Here is a 20711-nt window from a genome sequence, read left to right as displayed (position 1 = left end):
GCGAAGGAGCGAATCATGACCACCACGACGCCCGCAGTGCCCGCCTCCCAGCCCGACCCGGAGGCGGTCGGCCGGTTCGCCGAGAGCGTCTTCGGCACCCTGGCGGCCGGGTCCACCGCGCTGATGATCAGCGTCGGGCACCGCACCGGGCTGTTCGACGCGATGGCGGGGCTCCCGCCCGCGACCAGCGCCCAGATCGCCGCCGAGGCCGGCCTGCACGAGCGGTACGTCCGCGAGTGGCTCGGCGCGATGACCACCGCGCGGATCGTCGAGTACGACCCGCGGGAGTCGGCGTACCGACTCCCGCTCGAGCACGCCGCCGTCCTCACTCGGGCCGCCGGTCCGGACAACCTCGCGTCGTTGATGCAGATGCTGCCCCTGCTCGCTCAGGTGGAGGACGAGGTCGTCGCCTGCTTCACCGAGGGCGGCGGTGTGGGCTATGAGTCCTTCCGGCGGTTTCACGAAGTGATGGCCGAGCAGAGCGCACAGGTCAACGACGCCGCCCTCATCGACCGCACCGTGCGGCTCGCCGACGGTCTCCCCGAACGCCTGGCTGCGGGCATCCGCGTCGCCGACGTCGGATGCGGCCGGGGGCACGCGATCAACCTGCTGGCCCGCGAGTACCCGGCCGGCGAGTTCATCGGCTACGACTTCTCCGAGGAGGCCGTCGCGGCAGCGCGGGCCGAGGCGGAGGCGTGGGGCTTGACCAACGCCGCCTTCGAGGTGCGCGACGTCGCCGACCTGTCCGGGACCGGGGAGTTCGGCGCGATCCTGGCCTTCGACGCCATCCACGACCAGGCCCATCCGGCCACCGTGCTGGAGCAGGTCGCCGAGCACCTCGACCCGGCCGACGGCGTGTTCCTCATGGTCGACATGAACGCCTCGAGCGACCTCGCGGCCAACCTCGACATCCCGTGGGCGCCGTTCCTCTACACGGTCTCGACGATGCACTGCATGACCGTCTCCCTCGCCATGGACGGCGACGGCCTGGGCACCGTGTGGGGAGTGGAACTCGCACAGCGGATGCTCGCGGAGGCCGGGTTCGGGGACGTGCGGATCGCGAACGTCCCCGAGGACTTCATCAACGCCTACTACGTGGCGCGCCGCTGAAGCGCGGGACGGATCCCGAACGCTAGGCCCGGGACAGGGTGGCGCGGGCCGGTGCCAGCACCTTCTCGCCGCCGCTGCGGGCGGTGATCGCCAGTTGCACGGCCTCGGAGTCGGCCTTGCGGACCTTCGCCTCGATCTCGACGGTGGTGCCGGAGCCGGCCGGGACCACCACGGGCTTGGCGAAGCGGGCCGAGAAGTCGGTCAACGCCGCTTCGAGGCCGGCCTGCTCGACCCACTCGAGCACGGCGCGGGAGGCCAGCCCCATGGTGTACATGCCGTGGGCGATGACGCCCGGCAGTCCGGCCGCCTCGGCGGCGGCCTCGTCGAGGTGGATCGGGTTGCGGTCACCCGAGGCCTCGGCGTAGGCCGCGAGGTCGTCGCGGGTGACCGGAAAGGCCGTCTCGAAGACGGCCTCGCCCGCGGTCAGGTCGGTGAAGTCGGTCATTCGTCCTCCCCGGCGGCGACGAACAGGGTGGTCCAGACCTCGGCGACGGGGCCGTCGGTGCCGTCGACGGCGGTGCGCAGGACCAGCAGGTCGTTGCCGGCGACGGTCTTGATCGACTCGATCGTGGGCGTGCAGGTGACCTCGTCGCCGACGCGCGGCCGGCGGTGGAAGGCGAAGCGCTGTTCGCGGTGCAGGACCTTCGACCAGTCGAGCCCGAAGTCGGAGTCGTCGAGGAGCGGGTCCGCGGCGGGGAACGTGAGGGAGATCAAGTAGGTAGGGGGCACCTTCGCCGCGTCGCGCAAGCCGAGCGCGGCGGCGAACCGTGCGACCGAGTCGGCGGTGATCGCCACTGGTTCGGTCGTCGGCAAGGACCGGCCTACATACGAAGTGTTGAGCATGCCGGGCGCGCGGGGCCTAGCGGGTCTCTTTGTGGACTCGCGAGGTCTTGCAGCGCGCGCAGTACTTCTTGAGCTCGAGCCGGTCGGGGTTGTTCCGCCGGTTCTTCTTCGTGATGTAGTTGCGCTCCTTGCACTCCACGCACGCCATGGTGATCTTGGGGCGAACGTCGGTAGCCTTGGCCACGATGAGTGCCTTCCTCGTAATTGCGGCGAACCCGGTGGTCCGCCGACTGGACGTATCACAATGCTCTGGTGAGCAGTGCTCAGACGAATAGCGCCGACTAGCCTAGCTCGGTAGTCGACGCTGGTCGCAGTAGCGATGGCCGGGATCGAACCGGCGACACAACGATTATGAGTCGTTTGCTCTACCACTGAGCTACACCGCCGCGCACCCACTGCCACCGCTGACGGTGCGGGAGGCAGTCGGAACACTGCTCGGCAGTGCTCCCGAGCCCCAAAACGGAATCGAACCGTTGACCTTCTCCTTACCATGGAGACGCTCTGCCGACTGAGCTATTGGGGCGCTCGCGCTCTCACGCGGACTCGACAAGAGTACATGATCGGCCCCGGAGTTCCTAAGCGGGGCGGTAGATGCGGTTCAGGCCACAAGCCCGGTCCGCGCCCGGCGGCACCGGGCCGTCTCAGACCGCCCGCAGCCGCCCGGCGCCCCGGTCCTGGGTCTCCAGCCAGGCGCTGAACCGGTCGGGCGTGAGCGGCCGAGAGAAGTAGTAGCCCTGGCCGGTCTCGCACTCCAGGTCCCGCAACTGCTCGAGCGTCTGGTGCGACTCGATGCCCTCGGCGACGACGTCGATCTCGAAGTGCCGGGCCAGGCCGAGCACCGCCCGCACGATGGCGCGGTCGTCCGCGTCGGTGGCCATCCCCTGCACGAACCTGAGGTCGACCTTGATCTCCTGGATCGGCAGCCGCCGCAGGTAGGCCAGCGAGGAGTAGCCGGTGCCGAAGTCGTCGACCGACAGGCGCACGCCCATCTCGTGGAGGCGGTCGAGCACCGTCGACAGCCGGGTGCCGTCGGCGACCATGTCGTCCTCGGTGATCTCGAACGTCAGCCGCCCCGGCGGGACCCGGTGGCGCTCGAGCATCTCGGCCACCAGGTCGGGGAAGTCGGCGTCCCCGAGGGTCCGCGGCGAGAGGTTCACCGCCATCGCCAGCGGCCCGCTCGGACAGGACCACTCGGCCGACCGCCGGAGCGCCTCGTCCAGGACCTGCTCGGTCAGACGGCCCAACTGGCCGGTGCTGCCGGCGATCGCGATGAACTCCTCGGGGGCGACCGGGCCGTAGGTGGGGTGCGCCCACCGCACGAGCGCCTCGGCTCCGGCCAGCGCGCCGGAGTCGAGGGCGACCTTGGGCTGGAAGTGGACCTCGAGCTCGTCGCGGTCGAGGGCGCGCCGCAGGTCGGCGGCGAGGCCGATCCGGCGCAGGCTCTCGGATTCGAGCCCGGAGTGGTAGGTCTGGACACCGTCGACGGCGTTCTTCGCCTGCCGGGTGGCGGTGTCGGCGCGCTGGAGGAGCTCGTCGGCGTCGGCGGCGAAGTCGGGGTGGGTGACGACGCCGACGACGGCCGAGACGCCGACGGCGACGCCGCCGAATTCGAAGGGGCCCTGGATCGCCTCTCGGAGGCGGCGGGCGGCTTCGGCGGCGGCGTCGGTGGAGGGCAGCCGGGTCTGGAGGATGAATTCGTCGGAGTCGATGCGGCCGATGAACGAGGCGTCGGGGGCGTTGTCGGTGAGCCGGCGGCTGAACTCGGCGAGCAGGGCGTCGCCGGCCTCGTGGCCGAGGGCGTCGTTGATCTCGTGCATACCGTCCACATCGAACATGAAGACGGCGACGACTTCGCCGGACACGGTGATGCGCAGCGCCTCTTCGAGGGCTTCGAGGCTGCGGCGGCGGCTGGCCAGGCCGGTGAGCGGGTCGTGGTAGGCGTCGTAGCGGAGTTGGTCGATCAGCCGGGCGTTGTCGACGGCGATGCTCACATGGGCCGCCACCGTCTCCAGCAGTTGCAGATCGACCGGGACGAAATGGGACATCTCGCCGCCGATGCGGTCGGCGACCGAGAGGCAGCCGTAGACGTCGTCGCCGGACCGGAGCGGCACCAGCATCGCGCCGCGCAGTCCGGCGGTCCGCAGCAGCTCGCGATGGCGGCTGCCGCTGGCCTTGAGGTCGACGAACATGGCCTCCTTGGAGGCGATGACCTCCCTTTGGAGTTCTTGCGGCACCGGATCGAGGTCGGTCAGGCCGGGGTCGTCGACGCCGGCGGTCAGGCGGATCTCGGGGAAGCGGTTCTCGGCGGGGACCCACACGGTCGCCGACTCGGCCGACAGGATCTCGCGCAGCCGCCCGAGCATGGCGTCGATAAGCCGGTTGGATCGCACCGAATCGGCGACGAGCTGGGTGAAGACGTTGAGTTCGTTCAGGATGTAGCGCTGCTGGCGCAGCTTCATGTAGCTGCGTGCCAGGAGGACGATGCCGACGGTGAGCAGTCCGATGGGCAGGAACGACCACCGGGTGGCCTCGATCAGGATGAGGAAGATCAGGCCCGCGCTGGCGGCGAGGACCGGGCCCAGGAGGGTCATCGCGAAGCCCGCCCAGGCCCTGACGAGGCTCGCCCATCCATTGAGGATAAACAGCAGCAGGGACAGCATGATCGTGGTGACGAAGCCGGCCAGGACGATCGCGCCGATGATGACGATCCAGGTTCGCGGGTCGTGGGGGCCGACGAGGCCCGCGTACTGGACGAAGGCGGTGGCCACCACCGCGCCGCTGGTGGTCAGCCCGATGTTGAACAGCGGCTTGAGCAGCCCGATGTCCTCGCGGAGATAGCGTCCCGCGTAGTAGAGGATCGCCGCCACCAGGCGGACGCCGACGATCGCGAACGGCGACAGGTAGAACAGCGCGGCGACCAGTGGGATGTCGGCGAGGTTGAACGAGATCCGGTGGCCTCGGACGTGCTGCTGGATGAGCAGGTTCTGGGCGATGATGAACGCCGCGACGAACAGCGCGGCCCGGGCCGGCGAGAACTCGTCGGGGAGTCCGAACTCGATGAGAGCGAGGCCGACCCCGGCCAGTACCAGCCCGGTGATGATCCAGGGCAGCACCGTGAACAGACGGGGATGCCGCTCACGGATAGCTGTCACGGTCTGTCCTGAGACGCGGGCCCTCCCCGGCGTCAGCCGATCTCGTTGGAGTTACCGGACGTCGTGTAGGCAATCTCGTTGGAGTTGTCCTCCGTTGCGGAGCCGATCTCGTTGGAGTTGCCGTCCTGCGTCGTTACGGTGGCGGCGATCTCACTCGAGTTCGCAGCGGCGACGGATGGGGTCCCCGCGGTGAGGCCGAGAGCGAGAAGACCCGCGGCTGCGGTCGCAGCGAGCTTCTTGAGCAGTCTGACCGGTTTCACAAGGCCTCCCATGGTCCTGGATTCGAGTTGTCAAGGGGACCAGACAAGCCAATGGTGCCACAGTCCTCGCAGGCGTGGGAAGTCCCGCGGGGTGAACCTCAGGCTATTTCTGGCTCAGCCGTACGTCTGATATGTGGTTCGAATCATTGTCGCCGATCGTCCGGGGCACCGCGCGGACGGGGTCGGCCCGGTCCGGCCGAGCACTGGCGCAGCCGGGACGGTTAGGTTAGCCTTACCGGCAGGATCGACGACCGCCCGACCCATTGGGGGCCGCATGCCCGCGAACACGACCGCCGAGGACGACGTCGAGTCGCTGCCGTTCTCCGCCCGGATCCGGAGGGCCAGTTGGTCGCGCCACCGGGCACTGGATCCGACCGACGGCCCGCAGGCGCGCGGGCCGGGCGTGTTCGACCGCCTCTTCGACGGGACGCTGTCGAGGGAGGACTACACGCGCTGGCACGCCCAGCAGCTCTTCGTGTACGAGGCGATCGAGGCCGCCGGCGAGCGATGGCGCGGCGATGCGGTGGCCGGGGCGTTCGTCTTCGACGAGCTGCTGCGCACCGAGGCGATCGAGTCCGATCTGGAGTTCCTCATCGGACCTGACTGGCGCGACCGCGTCGCGCCGCTGGAGTCGACGCGGCGCTACGTCGGACGGATCAACGCCACCGCGCCGGTGTGGGCCGGCGGCTACATCGCCCATTCCTACACCCGCTACCTGGGGGACCTCTCCGGCGGACAGGCGTTCGGGAAGGCCGCCCGCGAGCATCTGGGCCTGGAGGCGGCCGGCGCCGGGTTCTACCGTTTCGATTCGATCCCGGATCCCAAGGCGTTCAAGGCCGATTACCGTTCCCGATTGGACGCGGTCGCACTCGGTGAGGCCGACCGGCGCCGCGTGATCGACGAGGTCCTGATCGCTTACGACCACAATGGAGCCGTATTGGACGAGCTCGCCTCCGGCCTGGCCGACGCGAACCCGTTCGGCGACGAGGCGGTCGACGCGATCTGCCGCCACATGAACGACGACCACGCCGAGGACACGCTCGTCATCTGCCGGGGCGCCGGCGGCCGGCCCGAGGCGACCGCGGCCCGCATGACGGGCCTCGACGGCGAGGCCGGCGAGTACGCCGTCACCGTCGGCGGCGCCGAGGAGACGATCCGGATCCGGTGGTCCCGGCGCCTGACCGAGCGCGCCGAGGTGCGCCCGGAGGTGGTGCGGCTGTTCACCGAATCGAAGGAGCTGCTGCGACACACCGACCGGGTGTGAATCGCGCCTCGCCGCCCGCGGCGGCGCTACGGTGTCCCGGTTGCCGTCCATGAGCGCAGCCACGGACCCGGAGGATCGATGTCCTATACCGGACCGGCGGACGGGGGCACCGTCCGCCGCCACGCCGCCCGGCCGCACCGCATACGAGGCCGCCACCGCGCTTCGTGGGCCGCCGAACTCCGGCCGCTGCTCGCCGGGACCCAGCGCCGCTACACCGCCGTGGTCGGCTCGGCCGTCGCCGGAGCGTCCATGGTCGCCGCGGCGACCGCCGCCGGCCTGCCCTCGGGCGAGCCGGACCCGGGCGCATCCGAGGCCGTAACCGACATCGCCTCCGCAGCAGCGCAATCGGCCGCCGCCGAATCCAGGTGGCGGGACCTGCCGCCGGCCGAGCCGGACGAGCGGGCGCCCGCGGAAGCGCCCGAACCGGTCGAGACCGAGCCGGTCGGAACCGGCCCGGCCGAACGGGAGCGGCGCCGCTCGCCGGTGTCGGTGCAGGCTCCGCAGGTGGCATGGACTCCGATGCTCGACCGGATCGACATCACCTCGCTGTTCGGCCCCAGGTGGGGGCGCAACCACAACGGCGTCGACTTCGCCGCCCCCACCGGGACGCCGGTGTACGCGGCCTTCCCCGGCACGGTGACGCACGCCGGTTGGGAGTCCGGCTTCGGGAACCTGGTGGTCATCGACCACGGCGACGGCGTCGAGACCTACTACGCGCACAACTCCGAGATTCTGGTCTCCCAGGGGCAGCGGGTCGAGGCCGGCGAGCACGTCTCCGACGCCGGCAACACCGGTTTCTCGTTCGGCCCGCATCTGCACTTCGAGCTGCACGTCGACGGCCGGCCGGTCGAGCCGCTCGGCTACCTCGAATCCGCCGGGCTGGATCTCGGTTAGGTCCCGGTCCGGCGGCCTACAGCTTGCTGACCGGCGCCAGGCGCAGGATCACCCACTTGGGCTCGCCGTCGCCGAAGTCGATGCGGGCCTGCGCCCGAGGGCCGGAGCCCTTGAGCTCGACGACCCGTCCCAGCCCCCACTTGTCGTGGTTGACGCGGTCGCCGACCTCCAGCGACGGCACGTCGGCCGGGTTGCGGACCGCGATCGGCTGCCCGAACGACGGGCTACCGCCGCCGACCGCCCGCAGCGGCGGGGCCGACTCGCTCCATTCGACGAGCCCGGAGGGGATCTCGGCCAGGAAGCGGCTCGCCGCGTAGAACTCCGGGCGGCCGAACACGTTCCTGGTGCCGGCTCGGGTCAGGTGGAGGTGCTTGCGGGCGCGGGTCAGGCCGACGTAGGCCAGGCGCCGCTCCTCTTCGATGTCGCCGTCCTTGGACATGGACCGCTCGTGCGGGAACATGCCGTCGTCCATGCCGGTGAGGAACACCGTGTCGAACTCCAGCCCCTTGGCGGTGTGGAGGGTCATGAGCGTGACCTGGCCGCCGTCCTCGGCCTCGGGGTCGGGAATCGAGTCGGCGTCGGAGACCAGGGCGACGTGCTCCAGGAAGGAGGCCACGTCGGGGGTGAGGTCGGCCTCGTCGTCGGGTCCGCCGCGGGCGGCCTGCTCGGTGAACTCGTGGGCGACCGCGACCAGTTCCTGGACGTTCTCGACCCGCCCCTCATCGCGCGGGTCGCCCGACTGCTCGAGCCCTTCGAGGTAACCGGTGTCGGCGATGAGGCGCTCGAGGACCTCCTCGGGCGGAGCCTCCTCGGCCAGAGCCGCGGCGGCGTCGATGATCTCGCAGAACCGCTCGATGCCGCCGCGGGCGCGGGCCGAGACGCCGGGGGCGCGGTCGACGCGGCGCAGCGCCGCCGGGAACGAGATGCGCTCCCGGGCGGCGAGGGCCTCGATCTCGTCGACCGCGCGGTCGCCGACGCCTCGCTTGGGGACGTTGACCACGCGCCTCGCGGAGACGGTGTCGTCGGGGTTGGCGGTGAGTTTGAGGTAGGCGAGCAGGTCGCGGATCTCCTTGCGTTCGTAGAAGCGGACGCCGCCGACGACCTTGTAGGGGATGCCGCGGCGGACGAACACCTCTTCGAAGGCGCGGGACTGGGCGTTGGTGCGGTAGAAGATCGCCGTGTCGCCGAAGGTGGTCTGGTCGGCGTCGGCGAGTTCGTCGATGCGTCCGGCGACCCAGGCGGCCTCGTCGTGCTCGTTGTCGCCGGTGTGGCCGAGGATGGACGGGCCGTCGCCGAGGTCGCTGAACAGCTTCTTCTCGGCGGCCCGGCCGCGGTTCCTGTTGTTCCGGATGACCTGGTCGGCGGCGTCGAGGATGTTCTGCGTGGAGCGGTAGTTCTGCTCCAGCAGGATCGTCTTGGCGTCCGGGTAGTCGCGCTCGAACTCGATGATGTTGCGGATGGTGGCGCCGCGGAAGGCGTAGATGGACTGGTCGGCGTCGCCGACCACGCACAGTTCGGCGGCGTCGTCGCCGGTGCCGACCAGCTCGCGGACGAGCACGTACTGGGCGTGGTTGGTGTCCTGGTACTCGTCCACCAGGACATGGCGGAACCGCATCCGGTAGGAGCGGGCGAGCTCGGGGAACGACCGGAGGAGGTGGACGGTGGTGCCGATGATGTCGTCGAAGTCGACCGCCCCGGCCAGGCGCAGCCGCTCGTCGTACTGGGCGTAGACGTCGGCGATCAGGCGGGATCGGGCGTCCTCGGCGACGGCGGCGGCCTGCTCGGGGCCGACGAGCTCGTTCTTGCACCGGCTGATCTCGGCGGCGAACCAGCGCGGCGACTGCTTCTTGGAGTCCAGGCCGAGTTCTTTGATGATCTGGGTGAGCAGCCGGCGGGAGTCGTCGGCGTCGTAGATGCTGAAGTTCGACTTCCAGCCGAGCCGGTGGGCCTCGCGGCGGAGGATCCGCAGGCACGCGGAGTGGAAGGTCATGACCCACATGGCGCGGGAGCGGGTGCCGACGAGCTGCTCGACGCGCTCGCGCATTTCGGCGGCGGCCTTGTTGGTGAAGGTGATCGCGAGGATCTGGCCCGGGTGCGCACCGCGTTCGGCCAGGAGGTGCGCGATGCGGTGGGTGAGGACGCGGGTCTTGCCGGAGCCGGCCCCGGCGACGATGAGCAGCGGGGAGCCGGAGTGCTCGACGGCCTGTCGTTGCGGTTCGTTGAGGCCGGACAGCAGTGCGGCGGAAGCGTCGTTCATAGGGGTTCGATTATGCCGCGCCGGGTGCGACGCTTTCGTGTCGGCACCGTCGGCGCGGCTCGTCCGGCGTGCCGTCAGAGCGGTCCGCGTCCGGCGCGGAGCACCAGCATGGCGATCTGGGTGCCGTCGTCGCCGAGAGCGTCGCGGTACTTGTCGAGGATGGCGCGTTCGCGGTCGAGGACGAGGCGGGTGCCGCCGTTGGCCATGCGGATCTCGCCTACGCGTCGGGACAGGCCGGCGCGCCGCTTCCACAGGCGGATGATCTCGGCGTCGAGCTCGTCGATCTCGCCGCGCAACTGCGCCAGTTCGTCGGTGCCGGTGGAATCGGCGGTGGTCGCGGACATCAGGGCTGCTCCTTCGGAATGTTCGGATCATGTGTCCGGGTTCGGGCCCTGGGCGTGAGAAAACCCCGGGCGTCTCGCCCGGGGCAGTAGGTCTCAGTCAGCGCGACGACCTACGGCTCGGACGACCCGTGCCGTAGTAAAAGTAAAATCGCGCGTTCCGGTTCACGTGCGCAAGTATGACACACGCCCGCCGACGGTGCCAGCGGGCGTGTGCCGATCGTCTCCTCAGCCGGTGGCCCGGAGCGCTAGCCCCAGTCGCCGCCGGTGGCGGTGCGGCGGCGCATGAGCCAGATCGCGGCCGCGCCGGCGGCCAGGACGGCGGCGCCGACGCCCACGAGCGTGGTCAGGCTGGAGCCGGTTTCCGGGAGCTGCGGCGCGGCGGGGGTGGTCTCCTCGGGCGGGGCCTCCTCGACGATGAGCTCGAACTCGACCTCGCCCGCGACTTCCTGCAGGTGCTCCTCGGCGAGGATGAGGTTCTGTCCGGTCACGGTCTCCTCGCCCTCGATCGGGACGAAGGCCCGGCCGACCGGGGTGACCCAGGTGATCGACTCGGTGGTGATGGTGACGGTGGCGGCCTCCGCCTCGTCGAATTCGACGTAGATGGTCTGGCCGTCGGTGAACTCGTCGATCGCCTCGCCGTTCTCGTCGACGATGGTGGCGCCGTCGGGCTGCTGGAACTCGACCTTGCCGAAGTTGGTGGCGACGGTGAAGGGGCCGACGGTGGTGCCGTCGGTTTCGGCCTCGGAGCCGTCGACGTCGAACTCCGGGTCCATGCCGGGTTCTTCGACCGGGTCGGTGTTGTCCAGCAGGTAGTCCTGGATGCCGGTGACGGCGTTGTCGACGCCGTCGCCCGCCGCGGTCGGGTCGTCCCCGTCGATTTCCCAGCCGTCGGTCAGCGTCCAGATCGCCGATTGGGTCCCGGCGTAGGCGACCTGCTCGGCGCTCCAGTCTCCGAGGTCCTCGCCGGCCACCTCGGCGGCGTCGACGAGGTCCCCGGCGTTGGCGCCGTCGAAGCCGTTGAGCAGGACGCCGAGCACGAGCGGCAGGTCTTCGACCTCGGTGTCGCCCCAGGCCCGCTCCTCGTGGACGTGCTCGGTGAACAGGGGGACCCCGATCTGGATGCAGTAGACCAGGCGGGTGTCGTCCTCGGCGAGCTCGAGGCCGAGGAGGGTGGCGGCGGGGTCGCGGTCCGGTTCATCGCCGTCGATCAGGCCGTGGAGTTGGATGCCGTCGTCGATCTTGTCGTAGGTGCCGGTGGCGGTCGGCTGGGGGTCCTCGTCGCCGCCGTCCTGAGCGCCGGCGACGCCGGCGCTTCCGAGGCCGAGGGCGAGTCCCGCTGCGGCGGCCAACGACCCTTTCAGGGTTTTTCTGATCATGTGTGGATTCCCTTTGGTTTTCCGAGGGATTGACGCGTTCATTCTGCCTACGACACGTTACCGGCCCGGTGCCGGTTGCACCTTCCGGCAGCGGTCGGCTCATAACGATTCGGCATCGCTCGGAGGGATTCGCGCAACCCAAGCGTCCGGGGCCGCGACCAAGTCGCGGCCCCGGACGCACCATGCGCGGCAATCGGGCTGGTGAGCCGCCGGAGCGTCCCCGGCCCCGAGCCGGGTCAGATGGCTCGGACGCTCCGGCGGCGGCGGGGCGAGCGCCCCGCGCGGGATCGACGGGTCTATTCGGCCGCGGCCCGGCGGCGGACCAGCGCGATGGCGGCGAGTCCGCCGATGACGAGCGCGAGTCCGGCGGCGAAGGCCGCGGACAGGCCGGTGCCGGTGGTCGGCAACTGCGGCTTCGGGCTCGTTTCCTCGGGCGGGGTCTCGGTGTCGGGCAGTTCGAGCGCGAAGGCCCATTCGGCGGGCAGTTCGGCTTCGCGGTTCTCGGCGAGGATGAGTTTCTGGGAGGGGCCGGAGGTCATCCCCTCGGTGGTCTGCGCGCCGAGCGATTCGTCGGCGGCGGCGAGGAAGACGCGGCCGACCGGGAGGTCGAAGACGGCGTGTCCGCCGATGGTGATCTGTTCGGCGCCTTCGTCGAGGACGATGTAGAAGTCGTCGCCGTCGTCGAGGCCGGTGACTTCGCCGCCGTCGGCGTCGAGGAGCCGGCCGCCTTCGGCGTCGAGGGTGACCGGTCCGGCGTTGGTGCGGATGGTGTAGGGCCCGAACTCGCCGTCCTCGTAGACGGCGTCGTCGACGCCTTCGAGGTCGATGTAGAACTCGGAGGGATCGGGGAGGCCGCCGGCGTTGTCGACCAGGTGGTCGTAGACGGCGGTGACGGCGTCCTGCTGGGCGTCGGTGCCGCCGAGGACGGGATCGTCGTAGGGTTCGAAGCCGTCGGTGAAGTGCCAGACGGCGGCCTGGGTGCCGGCGTAGGCGACGCGGGTCAGCTCGGTGTCGTCCCATTGGTCGGGGACCGGGGCGCCGGCCCTCTCGAGCAGGTCGGCGGCACCGGTGTTGGGGTGGCCGTTGACCAGGACCCAGCGGACCTGTTCGAGTCCCGGGACGCCGGAGGAGTCCCAGTCGCCCTCGGCGTAGGTGGCATCGTGGTCGATGTCGTTGCGGATGTCGATGCAGTAGACCTGGAGCGTCCGGTCGGAGTCGTGCGGCGTGAGGCCGAGGACGTTGGCCCACACGTCGAACCGGTCGCCGTCGAGGTCGCCGCGCAGTTCGAGCCCTTCGGCGACGACGGCGACGTCGCCGGTGACGGTGGCGTCGTCGTCCTGGGCGGTGGCGGCGCCGGGCGCGATCGCCACCAGGGCCGCTGCGGCGCCGGCCGCGAGTGGGGCGAGCCTCAACTGTCGAATCATGGCTGTTCGGTCCTCCTGAACGGGGCGAGGTCGGATTCGGCTTGCTACGGGGGAAACGACGCGGCTCCGGCCGCGGGCGCGGGTTCTGGTCCGAACGATGCGCAGAACCCGCCGAAAGTACGATGACGAATCGGTCGTTAGACACCGTCCGGTCTCACCTGTCGCAGATGTCGGGTGTGCGGCGGCAGCGGCCGGGCGTCCGCACCCGAGCTCTATAGTCTGGGATATGCCGATCTCGAAAGCCGCCTCTCGCGGCATCACCGACGAATTCAGCCGCCGCCGCGGCCCCAAGAGCGGCCTGGTGGTCGGCACCGCCTGGGGAGACCCGGTGCTGACCGCGGCTCTGGAGGCGCTGATGCCCGACGACCGGTTGACGGTCGTCGCCGATCGCCCCGCCGTCGAGGATCTGCGGGCGGCGCTGGACGCCGAGGGCTCGTGGACGGCCGGGAACGTGACCGTGGTCGCGAGTCTGGAGGAGGCCGGACCGGTCGAGCAGGTGATGCTCGCCGCACCGGTGACGGTCGAGGCCGAGTCGTTCATCGCCGACATCGAGACGCTGCGCCGCAAGGTGCGGCCGGGCGGAGTGCTGTCGTTCGCCGCCACGTTGACCGCGCCGGCGCGGGAGGAGATCGCCGAACTGGTCGCCGAGTACGGGATCGGGTCGGACCTGATCGTGCGGTCGCTCCCGCCGCTGCGGATCCACAAGCTCCGGATCGGTTCGGCTTCGGACGGGCCGGAGCCGCGCGGGATCGCGCCCGCCGAGGACCTGGCTCCGGCGTGGCGCGCCTCGTCGGTGCCGGTGACGCCGGGCATGCACGTCGACTCCAACGGCGTCATCGCCGCCTCGCTGCTGCTGGGCGCGGCGTGGGCGGCGAAGCGGATCCGGCCGCGCTCGAAGGCCTGGATGGTTCCGGCCGCGGCGGCACTGCCGGCGGCGGGGTTCTTCCGGGATCCGGAGCGGGAGGCCGACCTTCGCGGTGAGGACGACGACCCGAGCGCGGTCCTGGCCGCCTCGGACGGCCGGGTCTCGGCGGTCGAGACCGTCGTCGACGAGCGGTTCGGCGCCGCGGCCGGATACGCGGGCGCCGAGTGGCTGCGGATCAGCGCGCACCTGTCGGTGCTGGACGTGCACATCAACCGGTCCCCGGTCGCCGGGGAGGTCGCGGACCTGTTCGTGGAGCGGGGCGGGTACTCGAAGGCCTCCTCGCCGGAGTCCGAGCACAACGCCGCCTGCTACACGGTGCTGGCCACCCCGCGGGGGCGGGTGGTGGTGGCGCAGCGCACCGGGGCGGTGCTGCGGCGGATCGTCAACCGCTCCAAGGTCGGGGCCGCGCTCGCCAAGGGCGAGCGGTTCGGACTCATCCGCTTCGGTTCGCGCACCGACGTGTACCTGCCGGCCGGGGCCGCCGAGGCGCACGTGACGCCCGGCGAGCCGGTCCGGGCCGGTGAGACCGAGATCGCGCGCTGGATCTAGGCGGCGAGCTTCTTCAGGTCGACCACTCCCAGGGTGTCTTCGACGGCGGCCGACAGCGGCAGGTCGTCCAGGTCGTCGACGTCGAACCAGGCCGATTCGCTGGTCGATCCGCCCGCGGTCTCGACCACTTGGGCCGCCGACGGGTCGGCGACGGTCGCGGAGTAGATCGCCCGGACGCCGTGCCAGTCGAGCGGGTAGCCCTCGGGGCCGATGGCGCGCCGGTGCCGGAACGAGGTGACGTTCAGCAGGCGCCCGACCAGGGCGTCCTGGCCGGTCTCCTCGTAGATCTCGCGGAGGACCGCCGCCCGCGGCGACTCTCCGAAGTCGACCCCGCCGCCGGGCAGGTGCCAGGTGCCGGCGCCGGGGTACCCGTCGGCGATGCGGGCCAGGAGGATCCGGCCGGCGGCGTCGGCGACGACGCCGTAGGCGCCGAAGCGCTGGCCGCGGCGGCGGCGCCCCTTCTTGGCCTTCTGCGGCGGGGTGGGGCGCAGTTCGGTGGGCGTCTTGTCGACCATGCCGGCGAGGCGGTCGTCGGGCAGGGCGAGGCAGGCCGCCACGAACGGCGAATGCGGTTCGGCCGCCGCCCGGGCCGGCTCGACCCATTCGACCGCGTCGACGTCGGTGACCGGTTCGGTGCCGACCGGGTCGGCGGGGTAGATGATCGCGTTGGTGTGGGTGCCTCGCCTGGCGACGGCGACCGCTTCGAGCGGGTCGGCGACGACGACCTCGAAGCCGGTGTGGGCCCCGACCAGTCGCTGGGCGGCGGTCCTGGGGGGTTCCCCGTGGTCGATGACGCCCCCTGGGAGGTGCCAGGGTCCGGCGGTGCGGCCGGCGCGCCGCCGTCGCGTCAGAAGGAGCCGTCCGTCCTCGTCACGTACCTCCCCGTACGCAGCTATCCGGAATTGCATCCCTCAACTGTACGACCTGTGGAGCCCGGCGCTACTCCCATTCAATCGTCCCCGGCGGCTTGCTGGTGACATCGAGGACGACTCGGTTGATCTCGGGCACCTCGTTGGTGATGCGGGTGGAGATCGTGGACAGCAGCTCGTAGGGCAGGCGGGACCAGTCGGCGGTCATCGCGTCTTCGCTGGCGACCGGCCGCAGCACCACCGGGTGACCGTAGGAGCGGCCGTCGCCTTGGACGCCGACGGACCGGACCTCGGCCAGCAGCACCACCGGGAACTGCCAGACCGACCGGTCGAGACCGGCGGCGGTCAGCTCGGCGCGGGCGATCGCGTCGGCCGCGCGCAGCAGGTCGAGGCGATCGCGGGTGACTTCGCCGATGATGCGGATGCCGAGGCCGGGGCCGGGGAAGGGGTGGCGCCACACCATCGCCTCGGGCAGGCCCAGTTCGGCGCCGATGGCGCGGACCTCGTCCTTGAACAGGGTCCGCAGCGGCTCGACCAGGTCGAACCGGAGGTCCTCGGGGAGGCCGCCGACATTGTGGTGGCTCTTGATGTTCGCGGCGCCGGTGCCGCCGCCGGATTCGACCACGTCGGGGTAGAGCGTGCCCTGGACGAGGAACTCCACGTGCTTCTCGGCGTCGATGTCGCGGGCGGCGGCCTCGAAGGTGCGGATGAACTCGCGGCCGATGACCCGGCGTTTCTCCTCGGGGTCGGTCACGCCCTTGAGGGCGGTGAGGAACTGCTCGGAGGCGTCGACGGCGCGCACGTCGATGCCGGTCAACTGCGCGTAGTCCTTTTCGACCTGTTCGGCCTCCCCGGCGCGCAGCAGCCCGTGGTCGACGAACACGCAAGTGAGCTGGTCGCCGATGGCGCGGTGCACCAGGGCCGCGGCGACCGAGGAGTCGACGCCGCCGGAGAGGGCGCACAGCACCCGCCGGTCGCCCACCTGCTCGCGGATCGCGGCGACCCGCTCGTCGATGATCTGCGCATTGGTCCAGGACGGTTCCAGCCCGGCGATGTCGTACAGGAAGTGGCGGATGACCGCCTGGCCGTGCGGCGTGTGGGCCACCTCGGGGTGATATTGGACGCCCGCCAGTCGGGTGGGGAGGTGTTCGAACGCCGCCACCGGAGTGGCGGCGGTGTGCGCGACCACGTCGAACCCGGCCGGGGCCTCGGTGACCGAGTCGCCGTGGCTCATCCACACCGACTGGCGGTCGGGCAGGCCGTCCAGGAGCCTGGAGTCTGCGGTGACGGTCAGCTCGGTGCCCCCGTACTCGGACCGGTCGGTCTTGGTGACCTCGCCGCCCAGGGCCTGCGCCATGGCCTGGAAGCCGTAGCAGATGCCCAGGACCGGGACACCGGCCTCGAACACGGCCGGGTCGATCCGGGGGGCGTCGTCGGCGTAGACGCTGGAGGGCCCGCCGGACAGGACGATCGCGGCCGGATCCTTGGCGAGCATGTCGCTCGCCGACATCGTCGAGGGCACGATCTCGGAGTAGACGTGGGCCTCCCGGACCCGCCGGGCTATGAGCTGCGCGTATTGGGCCCCGAAATCGACCACCAGCACCGGTTGTTGCATGCGACCAGCGTAGCCGGTCGCCGAGCTCACAGGTCGGGGCGCGGCTAGCCTGGGCGTGTGGTGAACCCGGGTGTGGCGGAGTCGTTCAGGCGGGTCGGCCGGGACCTGCGGTCATGGACCGCAAGCGAGGCCGCCCCGGTGCCCGCAGTCCGCGCCGCCTGCGGCATCGCGGCGGTGATGGCGGCCGTGCAGGCACTGGACTCCCCCGGGTGGAGCATTCCGGCGATCATGGGCGCCTGGCTCGGCGGAGTGGGACTGCTGACGCCCGGCACCAGGACCGAACCGGGAGTGCCGCTGCTGATCGGCCTGGCCGGGGCCGGCGGGCTGCTGCTCGGAGCGATCGACCACGCCGTGCTGCTGGTCGCGGCCGCGGCGCTGTACGGATTCGCATTGACGCTCCTCGGTTCGATCTCCCTGCACACCGGCATCACACTGACGGTGTCGGGGCTGGCGTTCTTCCTTTCCGAGCATCTGGCGGCCCACACCGACCCGTGGACGGCCGCCGCCGCGGTCGGCGCCGGCGGGGCGGTCCAGGCGCTGACGGCGCTGCTGCCGCCGCGATACCGGTGGGCCGAGGACCGCCGCATCCTGGCCGGGGCCTGGCGGGCGCTGGCCGATGAGGCCGCCGCACTCGCCGACGCCCCGGACGTGCCGTTCCGGACCGAGGCGCTGGCCGAAGCCGCGCGGGAGCTCGACCGGCGGCGGGCGCTGCCGGCGGCGATCGTCGACGCCCGCGCCCAGATGTACGCCGTATCGGCCGCCATCGGGCGCGTCGCATCGGCGCGAGCGCGGGCCGACGCCCGCGACCAGGACACCGTCGGCTTCCACTCCGAGGCACTCCGGCTGTGCTCGCGGCTACTGGCCCACTTCGCCGACGAGATCACCGCTCCGCGACCGACGGCGCTGGACTGGGACGAGCTGGTGGAGAGCCTGGGTCGCAGCCCGGTGGCGACCTCGACGGGGACGATCCCGGCCGAGGTCGGCGGCCTGCTGCGGACACTGCACGACACCGAGCGGTACGCCGCCAGGATCGCGACCGGCTCGGACGACGTCGTCGCCGACCGCGCCCTTCGCCACGCCACCGGGCGGGCCAGGGAATCGCTCCAGGAGCTGGCGGGCCACTTCCACCGGGCCGACCCGGTGCTGCACCACTCACTGCGCCGCGCCGGGGTGGTCGCGCTGGCGACCGCGATCGGGCTGGCCTGGCCGCTCGAGCACGGCTACTGGATCCCGCTGACGGCCTGGCTGGTGCTGCAAGCCGACTTCGCCGGGACGCTCACCAGGGGCGTCACGCGCGCGGTCGGGACCCTCGGCGGCGTCGTCGTCGCCTCGGGCCTGAGCCTGGTGATTCCGCACGTGCCGCTGTCGCTGAGTTTGACCGTGCTGGCGTACGCACTGCTGGCGTATCTGGCGCGGCCGGTGTCGATGCTGGTGTTCGCCGCGGCGGTCGCCGGGTTCACGGTGTTCCAGGTCGACCTGTCCGGACAGGACGCCCTCGGCGCGGCGGCGGACCGGGCGGCGTCGACCGCGATCGGCGCGTCCGTCTCGATCGGGTTCTACATGCTGGTGCCGACCTGGCAGACCCGCCGCCTGGGCGACCTGCTGGCGGACCTGATCGACGCCTACGGCGACTATGCGCGGCTCGCGCTCGGCCGGCAGGCGAATCCGGCCGACTACGACGCGAAGCTGACGCACGCGGTCATCGACGGGGTCCGGTCGAAGCGGGCCGCGCTCGCCACCGCCGCCGACCAGGCGAAGGCCGAGCCGGTGGGCGGGCCGGGGCCGCTGTCGGCCGACGCGCTCGGTGCCGAGGAGGCGCTGTCGCGGGCGGCGCGGGCGCTGGTGGCGGTCAACGCCAGCGCCGGTAGTAGCGGCGAGGCCGCGCCGCTGCCGGGTGTGGAGGCGTTCGCGCAGTCGGTGGATGCGGCGTACCGGCGGCTTGCGGCGCTGGCCGGGGGCGAGCCGCCGCCGCTGCCGGTGGATCTGGCCGAAGCCGCACGCAGGCTCGATGCCGAACTGGCCGAGGGGGATGCGGAGACCAGGGCGCGTAGGAGCGTGCTGCGCTGGGAGATCGACAACCTGGTGGAGGCTTTGGACGACGTCGGGCTGCTGATCGCCGGCTGGGGTCGGCCGTAGGGCTCGTGGTGCGGTCGACCGCGGGTGGTGTCGCCTGGGGAGCCCGGCAACGGCCGCGGGTGCATAGGCGGGATGCCGCATCCGGATGGCCGCGCTGCACCGAGGCGGCGACGAAGGAGTGGGTGGGCGGTGGAGGTGGGTGCTCGTGGCCGGGTGGCCTTCGGTGGCGTTGGGGCCGTGGCGGACCGGTCCGGGTCGATCGTGAAGATTCCTCGTGTTCGGTTGCACCGCAGTCGATTCGGTGTCGAACATGAGGACTCTCTCACTCGTACGGGTGATGCCAAAACGGCCATGTCCTGGGAGAATGGAGATATAGCACGAACGAGCCGAAAACGACCGAATGTTCGACCAACGAGAGGGGGTGCCGACCATGACCGAGGCGACCGGGGACGAGCGCAGCCGGAAAGCGCAGGCGATCCACACCCACCTCAACTCAGCCGCCGCCGCGGTCAACGCCCTCCACGCCCAGGCCCTGGACCAGGTCATCGAGGCCCAGACCTGGCGCATCCACCGCGACTTCGGCGGCTTCTCCAGCCTCCGCGACTGGCTCATGCACACCTTCGACTTCGGACCGGCCAGCGCCACCGAACTGGCCGCCATCGCCCGCACCTCCCGCAAATTCACCCACCTCGCCGAAACCGCCCGCACCGGAGCAGCCGGCATCGGCCCGATCGCGGCCGCCGTCCGCCGCCTCGAACGCGTCCGCGCCCTCCGCCTCTACGCCAAGACCCCCTACCCCGAACCCATCCCCTCCCCCTTCGACCCCGAGGCTTCCTGCCCGACCCCCGAGCACCTGATCGCCCAATACTGCGTACACGCGCCCGTCAGCGACCTCCACCGCCACCTCGACGAACTCCAAACCGCCCTCGACAACGGCCAGACCCTCCTCGACGGACTGTCCGAGCAGTCCCTCCAACGACTCGATCTGGTCGAACAGGACAACGGCATGTGGACGATCGACGGAGTGGTGGCCGCCGACACCGGGCGGCTGTTCGCCAAATACCTCGAAACCGCCGTCCCCCCACCCCGCCAAGACGAGACCGACGAGGACGGGGTGCTCCCTCCGGCGGCCAACCGCCGGGCCGAGGCACTGCACCAGATGATCGCCGTCTACGGGGCCGGTCCGGCCGCCCCGACCCGCCACGGCCACACCGCGACCCTCAACCTGACCGCCGACCTCGCCACCCTCCGGGGCGAGGACACCGGGCGGGTCCCGCTGCTGGAGGGCCGACCGGTCTCGGTCGCCAAGGCGCGCCTGCTGGCCTGCGAGGCCGGGGTCGTCCCCATCGTGTTCGACTACACCACCGGCGAGGCGGTGGAGGTCGGGGCCTACCGGCGCCTGCCGGGGGCGAGCCTGCGCCGCAAACTCGAGGCCGAGCAGCCGGGCGGTTGCGCCTGGAGCGGGTGCGGGCGGCCGGTCTCCTGGTGCGAGGCGCACCACCTCGTCGAATGGTGGCGGGGCGGGCCGACCACCGCCGACAACCTCATTCTGTTGTGCCGCTTCCATCACGGCCGGGTCCACACTCCTGGGTGGAGTGTGACCAAGACCGGCCCGGGGCGGGCACTGATCGTCCACCACGACGACCACGAGCCCACCGACCCTGCCGACCCGGACCCCGGCGACTGCGGGTGCGCCGACCACCGCAGCGCCGAAGACCTCGAGGCCGAGTTCGCCGGGGACGTGGCCGACCTC

At 71.4% G+C, this 20711-nt stretch carries 17 protein-coding genes and 2 tRNA genes; 6 read left to right on the top strand and 13 right to left on the bottom strand.

Features of this window, described 5'->3' with window-relative positions:
• The first annotated feature begins 15 nt into the window (after positions 1 to 15).
• Positions 16 to 1110, top strand: a complete 1095-nt coding sequence (locus tag CUT39_RS15085) for a class I SAM-dependent methyltransferase (RefSeq protein ID WP_100447978.1) — start codon at positions 16 to 18, stop codon at positions 1108 to 1110.
• 22 nt (positions 1111 to 1132) lie between these two features.
• Here the strand turns inward: CUT39_RS15085 and CUT39_RS15080 are convergent, their stop codons facing one another.
• From CUT39_RS15080 to CUT39_RS15050, 7 genes are all read right to left on the bottom strand, one after another.
• Entirely contained in the window at positions 1133 to 1555 is a 423-nt protein-coding gene (locus tag CUT39_RS15080) for a MaoC/PaaZ C-terminal domain-containing protein (protein ID WP_100447976.1), read from the bottom strand.
• Positions 1552 to 1923: an FAS1-like dehydratase domain-containing protein gene (locus CUT39_RS15075; protein WP_157930708.1), complete on the bottom strand. Its 372-nt coding sequence runs from the start codon at positions 1921 to 1923 to the stop codon at positions 1552 to 1554. The genes CUT39_RS15080 and CUT39_RS15075 overlap by 4 nt, the downstream gene beginning before the upstream one ends.
• A 46-nt stretch (positions 1924 to 1969) precedes the next feature.
• Positions 1970 to 2140 carry a 50S ribosomal protein L33 gene (rpmG, locus tag CUT39_RS15070; RefSeq protein ID WP_100447972.1) on the bottom strand — a complete coding sequence of 57 codons (171 nt, stop codon included), beginning with the start codon at positions 2138 to 2140 and terminating at the stop codon, positions 1970 to 1972.
• Positions 2141 to 2267: 127 nt separating this feature from the next.
• A tRNA-Met gene (locus CUT39_RS15065) sits at positions 2268 to 2339 on the bottom strand.
• Positions 2340 to 2403: 64 nt separating this feature from the next.
• A tRNA-Thr gene (locus CUT39_RS15060) sits at positions 2404 to 2476 on the bottom strand.
• A 118-nt stretch (positions 2477 to 2594) separates the two neighbouring features.
• Positions 2595 to 5105 (bottom strand): bifunctional diguanylate cyclase/phosphodiesterase, encoded by a 2511-nt coding sequence (locus CUT39_RS15055; RefSeq protein WP_157930707.1) that lies wholly within the window; start codon positions 5103 to 5105, stop codon positions 2595 to 2597.
• 32 nt (positions 5106 to 5137) lie between these two features.
• Positions 5138 to 5365 carry a hypothetical protein gene (locus CUT39_RS15050; RefSeq protein ID WP_100447968.1) on the bottom strand — a complete coding sequence of 76 codons (228 nt, stop codon included), beginning with the start codon at positions 5363 to 5365 and terminating at the stop codon, positions 5138 to 5140.
• A 274-nt stretch (positions 5366 to 5639) separates the two neighbouring features.
• Between CUT39_RS15050 and CUT39_RS15045 the strand changes: the two genes are divergently transcribed.
• Together CUT39_RS15045 and CUT39_RS15040 are read left to right on the top strand one after the other, a co-directional pair.
• Positions 5640 to 6629, top strand: a complete 990-nt coding sequence (locus CUT39_RS15045) for a biliverdin-producing heme oxygenase (protein ID WP_100447966.1) — start codon at positions 5640 to 5642, stop codon at positions 6627 to 6629.
• A 78-nt stretch (positions 6630 to 6707) separates the two neighbouring features.
• Entirely contained in the window at positions 6708 to 7523 is an 816-nt protein-coding gene (locus CUT39_RS15040) for a M23 family metallopeptidase (RefSeq protein ID WP_100447964.1), read from the top strand.
• A gap of 16 nt (positions 7524 to 7539) precedes the next feature.
• Here the strand turns inward: CUT39_RS15040 and pcrA are convergent, their stop codons facing one another.
• From pcrA to CUT39_RS20420, 4 genes are all read right to left on the bottom strand, one after another.
• Positions 7540 to 9780: a DNA helicase PcrA gene (gene pcrA / locus CUT39_RS15035; RefSeq protein ID WP_100447962.1), complete on the bottom strand. Its 2241-nt coding sequence runs from the start codon at positions 9778 to 9780 to the stop codon at positions 7540 to 7542.
• A 74-nt stretch (positions 9781 to 9854) separates the two neighbouring features.
• The gene (locus CUT39_RS15030) at positions 9855 to 10124 is read right to left on the bottom strand and encodes a chorismate mutase (protein WP_100447960.1); all 270 of its coding nucleotides are present in this window, start codon (positions 10122 to 10124) and stop codon (positions 9855 to 9857) included.
• Positions 10125 to 10369: 245 nt separating this feature from the next.
• On the bottom strand, positions 10370 to 11500 hold the full coding sequence (locus CUT39_RS15025) for a thioester domain-containing protein (protein ID WP_100447958.1): 1131 nt from the start codon (positions 11498 to 11500) through the stop codon (positions 10370 to 10372).
• Between the two features lie 296 nt (positions 11501 to 11796).
• Positions 11797 to 12912 (bottom strand): Cys-Gln thioester bond-forming surface protein, encoded by a 1116-nt coding sequence (locus CUT39_RS20420; RefSeq protein ID WP_198587160.1) that lies wholly within the window; start codon positions 12910 to 12912, stop codon positions 11797 to 11799.
• A gap of 238 nt (positions 12913 to 13150) precedes the next feature.
• On the opposite strand from CUT39_RS20420, the gene CUT39_RS20415 reads away from it, so the two are divergent.
• Positions 13151 to 14398: a phosphatidylserine decarboxylase gene (locus CUT39_RS20415; protein ID WP_157930705.1), complete on the top strand. Its 1248-nt coding sequence runs from the start codon at positions 13151 to 13153 to the stop codon at positions 14396 to 14398.
• Here CUT39_RS20415 and CUT39_RS15015 read toward each other — a convergent pair.
• Both CUT39_RS15015 and guaA read right to left on the bottom strand, forming a co-directional pair.
• Positions 14395 to 15306, bottom strand: coding sequence for an NUDIX hydrolase (locus CUT39_RS15015; protein WP_100447954.1), 912 nt, complete (start codon positions 15304 to 15306; stop codon positions 14395 to 14397). The two genes, CUT39_RS20415 and CUT39_RS15015, sit on opposite strands and share 4 nt — an antisense overlap.
• Before the next feature lie 31 nt (positions 15307 to 15337).
• Complete coding sequence (gene guaA, locus CUT39_RS15010; protein WP_100447952.1) at positions 15338 to 16882, bottom strand: glutamine-hydrolyzing GMP synthase; 1545 nt, start codon at positions 16880 to 16882, stop codon at positions 15338 to 15340.
• 57 nt (positions 16883 to 16939) lie between these two features.
• Between guaA and CUT39_RS15005 the strand changes: the two genes are divergently transcribed.
• On the top strand, positions 16940 to 19018 hold the full coding sequence (locus CUT39_RS15005; RefSeq protein ID WP_157930704.1) for an FUSC family protein: 2079 nt from the start codon (positions 16940 to 16942) through the stop codon (positions 19016 to 19018).
• Positions 19019 to 19358: 340 nt separating this feature from the next.
• A partial coding sequence (locus CUT39_RS15000) for an HNH endonuclease signature motif containing protein (protein WP_100447949.1) occupies positions 19359 to 20711 on the top strand: 1353 nt, incomplete at its 3' end.

Origin of the sequence: Glycomyces xiaoerkulensis (assembly GCF_002798405.1) — a bacterium.
Taxonomy (GTDB): Bacteria; Actinomycetota; Actinomycetes; order Mycobacteriales; family Micromonosporaceae; genus Glycomyces; species Glycomyces xiaoerkulensis.
Note: the sequence above shows the minus strand (reverse complement) of the source record. Positions and strands in the feature narration are given on the sequence as shown.

Coding starts and splice junctions, on each gene's coding strand:
- CUT39_RS15025 (WP_100447958.1), bottom strand. CDS start 11,500: ATGATCAGAAAAACCCTGAAAGGGTCGTTGGCCGCCGCAGCGGGACTC.
- CUT39_RS15085 (WP_100447978.1), top strand. CDS start 16: ATGACCACCACGACGCCCGCAGTGCCCGCCTCCCAGCCCGACCCGGAG.
- CUT39_RS20415 (WP_157930705.1), top strand. CDS start 13,151: ATGCCGATCTCGAAAGCCGCCTCTCGCGGCATCACCGACGAATTCAGC.
- CUT39_RS15080 (WP_100447976.1), bottom strand. CDS start 1,555: ATGACCGACTTCACCGACCTGACCGCGGGCGAGGCCGTCTTCGAGACG.
- CUT39_RS15030 (WP_100447960.1), bottom strand. CDS start 10,124: ATGTCCGCGACCACCGCCGATTCCACCGGCACCGACGAACTGGCGCAG.
- CUT39_RS15045 (WP_100447966.1), top strand. CDS start 5,640: ATGCCCGCGAACACGACCGCCGAGGACGACGTCGAGTCGCTGCCGTTC.
- CUT39_RS15040 (WP_100447964.1), top strand. CDS start 6,708: ATGTCCTATACCGGACCGGCGGACGGGGGCACCGTCCGCCGCCACGCC.
- pcrA (WP_100447962.1), bottom strand. CDS start 9,780: ATGAACGACGCTTCCGCCGCACTGCTGTCCGGCCTCAACGAACCGCAA.
- CUT39_RS15015 (WP_100447954.1), bottom strand. CDS start 15,306: ATGCAATTCCGGATAGCTGCGTACGGGGAGGTACGTGACGAGGACGGA.
- guaA (WP_100447952.1), bottom strand. CDS start 16,882: ATGCAACAACCGGTGCTGGTGGTCGATTTCGGGGCCCAATACGCGCAG.